This window comes from Intestinibacter sp. (assembly GCF_022780145.1).
In the GTDB taxonomy this organism is placed as follows: Bacteria; Bacillota; Clostridia; order Peptostreptococcales; family Peptostreptococcaceae; genus Intestinibacter.
The window spans coordinates 1-4,206 of sequence record NZ_JALEXO010000048.1; the positions used below are offsets into that span (position 1 = coordinate 1).

5 protein-coding genes and 1 pseudogene are annotated in these 4,206 nt (G+C 29.0%); all 6 read right to left on the reverse strand.

All coding sequences use genetic code 11. The features are described from left to right. The coding region (locus tag MR593_RS01800) for a dynamin family protein (RefSeq protein ID WP_290686361.1) at nt 1–1,158 on the reverse strand (1,158 nt) is incomplete at its 3' end. 1 nt (nt 1,159) lies between these two features. Next, nucleotides 1,160–1,774 carry a hypothetical protein gene (locus MR593_RS01805; RefSeq protein WP_290686364.1) on the reverse strand — a complete coding sequence of 205 codons (615 nt, stop codon included), beginning with the start codon at nt 1,772–1,774 and terminating at the stop codon, nt 1,160–1,162. 118 nt (nt 1,775–1,892) lie between these two features. Further along, a complete protein-coding gene (locus tag MR593_RS01810; RefSeq protein WP_290686367.1) occupies nt 1,893–3,167 on the reverse strand; it encodes a lactate racemase domain-containing protein in 1,275 nt (424 codons plus the stop codon). 18 nt (nt 3,168–3,185) lie between these two features. After that, nucleotides 3,186–3,551, reverse strand: a complete 366-nt coding sequence (locus MR593_RS01815; protein ID WP_290686370.1) for a DUF1667 domain-containing protein — start codon at nt 3,549–3,551, stop codon at nt 3,186–3,188. Next, nucleotides 3,544–3,723 (reverse strand): hypothetical protein, encoded by a 180-nt coding sequence (locus MR593_RS13485; RefSeq protein ID WP_331474713.1) that lies wholly within the window; start codon nt 3,721–3,723, stop codon nt 3,544–3,546. The genes MR593_RS01815 and MR593_RS13485 overlap by 8 nt, the downstream gene beginning before the upstream one ends. Before the next feature lie 234 nt (nt 3,724–3,957). Beyond that, nucleotides 3,958–4,206, reverse strand: a pseudogene (locus MR593_RS13490) (pyridine nucleotide-disulfide oxidoreductase); the annotation flags it as partial.

The following is a 4,206-nucleotide window of genomic DNA, read 5'->3' on the forward strand; positions in this document are numbered from 1 at the left end:
ATTTTTTTCAGATACAAAATCTAAAAATTCATTATTCTTTTGTATAGAATCATTTATTAACTTTTGTACACCTTTTGCCTTACTTTCTAGTTTCAAAGCATTAGAATCACTTAAAAATGCATCTTCTATTTTTTCATTTAAATTTAATAAGTTTTTATCATTTTCATTTTCAAAAGCTTCTTTAGCAGAAATAGGTACTATGTATTTAAATTTATCTCCAAAAAAAGATTTAGCATCATTTAATACATCATAAATTGCTTTTTCTCCACCATTTTCAAATACCTTATCTATTTTATTTACAACACCTATTATATTGTCGTTTATTCCTCCAAGATCTTCTAAATAGTCTTCTAGTTCTTTTACCATTTCATCATTGCTCTTAGACGAAATAGTACTTCCGTCTAACATCCATATAACACCATCGGCTTTAAAATAATAATCTTTTATAGAATTATTCAAATCTGCATTATCTTGTATAAGACCTGGAGTATCAACTAATAACATATTTCTTAAAAATTTATTGTTTTCAACAGGCCATCTTACTTCAATCACTTTAGATTTATATAGGTATTCATCTTGAAGCTTTTTTTTCATTTCTTCTCTTTCTTCTTTTGTTTTACATTTTTTAAATTCTACATTTTTTACTTTATTAAATAATTTTATACTATCTTGTACTTTACTTTCTTCTTGATCTATAAAAGTTTGAGCTTCTTCTCTATTTAATTTTAATACGTTTCCATCATTTAATTTTATAATAACATCTCCTGTATGTTTTTCATCCAAATAATATACATCTATCTTCCATGTTTTAGGTCTAAAATCTATTGGTGCTACTTTTTCCTGAATCAATGCATTTATCAAGGTAGATTTTCCGTATTTTCCCATGCCAACTACAAAAAGTAAAAATTTATCATCTATATTAGCCAATAAATTTTTAACTTCAACATATGAATTATTAATAAAATCTAAATATTCAACTAACACGCTACCTTTATTTGGAAATACTTTAAATTTATTCAAAATATTTTCATATTGTTTTAACTTGTATTCTATATTTTTAACATATACACTATTTGCATTTAATCTAGCATTTTTAACAATTCTATTTAAAAGCTTTTCGTAGTTATTACTATGTTTTTCTATATCTAATCTATTCATATTAAATTACTCCTAATGAAGAACATATTATATATATTACTAAAACTATATTTAAAACCCCTAAAGAAATAATTCCTATACTCATCTTTTTGGTAAAATCCTTCAATGCATATATTTGATTTTCAAGATTTCGTTGAGAATTATTTGTTGTTTGTATAATATGATTATTCATACTTTGTAAATACATTTCTGTATCTTCGATTCTTTTATCTGTTCTTTCTTGATTTAACTTATTAGCTTTAATTAATTCTGTTTTCATAGATTGAACTTCATTAGATAAATTCTGCATATTTTTTTTATTTTCTACTAAAAAATCTTCCAATCTTTCTCTGACTTTTATTTCAATTTGATCAGTTAATTTTTCTATATTTTGATTTAAAAATGATGATGCTTCATCAATTTGTTTTACAGAAGATAATATTGTATTTATTGTAGATTTAAGATTCTTTTCACTGTATGCTATATCTCTACTTATTTTATTTAAATTTTCATTGCTGATATTATATTTATTTTGTAATGACTTAAAATCATCATATAATACTGACTTTAATATATCATTAACTAAATCTTTTATGAAATCATTGAATTCCGATTTTAAACTATTTTCATTACTCATCCCTCATATACACTCCTTTTTATTTTTATATAATAAAATTATATCAAAGTTTATACACTTTTGTTTAATATAAGTATAAAAAAGGACCCCCAAGTTTAACTTGAGAATCCCACATTATTTAAAACAATTTTAAATTATCCTCTTCATCAAAAGGTATATCAAACAGCTCTGAAACAACCTCTACTTTTTCTTCATCTACTACATTTTCAAAAGCTGCCTTGCTCATATAAACTTCATCTAACTCTTTTGTGTTGTTTATTACGACTAGTTTTAACTTATCTAAATCTCTAGTTCCACAAAGCTTAACACATCCTTTAAATACATATTTATCGTTATCTAACACTAAAGGTAGCTTCACACTATTTGGCTCTGTAGAAGTTATCGCATTTATATAAGTAGATGGAAAATCTATTTTGTCATAGAACTTCTTAGATACAAAGTCTGCAAGCCCCATTCCATTTCCGTTGCCGCCTGATTTTTCGCTTATATCTAAAAACCCTAGCTTTATTGTATTTGGACCACCGCTTGCTGCTTTTGTATGGAATCTTCCTACGATATTGGTGTCTACACCTGTACCGCTTATATTTTTACCGATTTCATTTACTATAAGCACGTCTATGTCATCTAGATAGATTCTAGACATAAGCTTTTTAGATTTCTCTAAAATCTTTGGTTCTTCCTCTAATATTTCATCTTTTTTCAATACAAATACATCTGCCACTTCGTTATATCCATTTTCAATTGAAGCCACGCCGCAGATTATATTTAGATTTTGTAGGGCTATTGTTCCAACTTCGACTAAATTTTCTGCCATGTTTTCATATCTAAGAGAATGGGTCATGTCGGCGCCTTTTCTCTTAGCAAGGCCTATAGCCATCATCTTTATAAGGCCACTTTCGTATTTTCCTCTAAAAGATGTATGTAGTTTTATTCTATTTAATAAAATTATGCCATCTGCCTCTGTCGCATTTTTGTCTATATATACTGGTAGGTCTTTAGAGGTTCTGCCGACTTCTACTACTTCCATTGAAGATATTATATCGCAACCTACAGTTTCTTTAGTTATACCTAGTTTTTTTAGCATGTTGGCTTGACCTTCATCAGTTCCACCACCATGGCTTCCCATCGCTGGAACTACAAAAGGTGTAGCACCACATTTATATACAAAATCCACTACTGTCTTCATCAAAGCTTGGTAGTGGCTAATTCCCCTGCTGCCACCAGTTATCGCTATTTTCATGCCTGGCTTGATTTTGTCTTTTATTTGTTTTTCGATTAATTTTTGATTTAAGTATTCAGGTACATCGTCTATTTTAGTATCGTCGAATACTTGTTTTACCTTCATAATTTGAGGTAGCTTTATATTATCTAGTATTTCATTTATTTGAGACATTTTTTACTCCTTACTCGATTAAGATATTTTATCTACTTTTTTAGTTACTATAAGGTCGCTGTCATATCCCATTATATTTTTAACTACTACGTCTCCAACTTCTACTGGAGCTTCTAATTTTATCCCCTTTATTATGTCCATTACATCAAATATTTTTGCTTTAGGAACAGGCTTTGTAAGTCTTACGCTAACAAGTGGAAGCTCTCCATTTAGTAAAATTACAGAAGAAGCTATATTTCTTCTTGGGTCTACTAATTCTTGAGTCACGTATTCCTTACCCTTTTTGCAACCTTCCCCTTCGATGCTCTTTATCTCTTTTCCTTCGTAATCTACTTCTATCTCACATCCATTTGGACAAACTATACATGTAAATTTTCTATTCACTTATAATCACCTTCAAATCCTTATCTGATTTTATTTCGTCTTTTGAAATTTTTATTTGAACCATTTCTGCTGGTATTGCTTTTTTGTATTTCTTAGTTTTTATTATTTCTTCGCCTTGCATTATATCGACTTTACATTCCTTAAATGGCTTTCTAACTCTGAAAGAAAGCACGAAATCCTTAGTTCCACTTATCTTTTGTGGAATAGTGTGGTTTATGTTTTCTCCAGCTTCTACGTTTATTTTACATTCAGCGAGTTTTCCATCGTTTATGTATTCGCAGACATGACCTGCAAGTCTTTCAGCTTCTAGTGAAACGAAGTCTACTAAATCGTGGACTTGAAGTACATTTCCTGCTGCAAATATACCTTCTACTGAAGTTTGGTAGTTTTCATCTACTACTGCTCCCTAAGTTCTAGGATCTAGTACGACTCCTGCCTTTAATGATAATTCATTTTCTGGGATAAGTCCTATTGAAAGTATCAAAGTATCGCATTCATATCTTTTTTCAGTACCTGGAATTACCCTTTTATTTTCGTCAACTTGGCTAACTGTAACAGCCTCAAGTCTTGATTTTCCTTCTATATTAGTTATTGTATGGCTTAGATAAAGTGGTATATCGAAGTCATTTAAGCATTGCTCGATATTTCTAGGAAG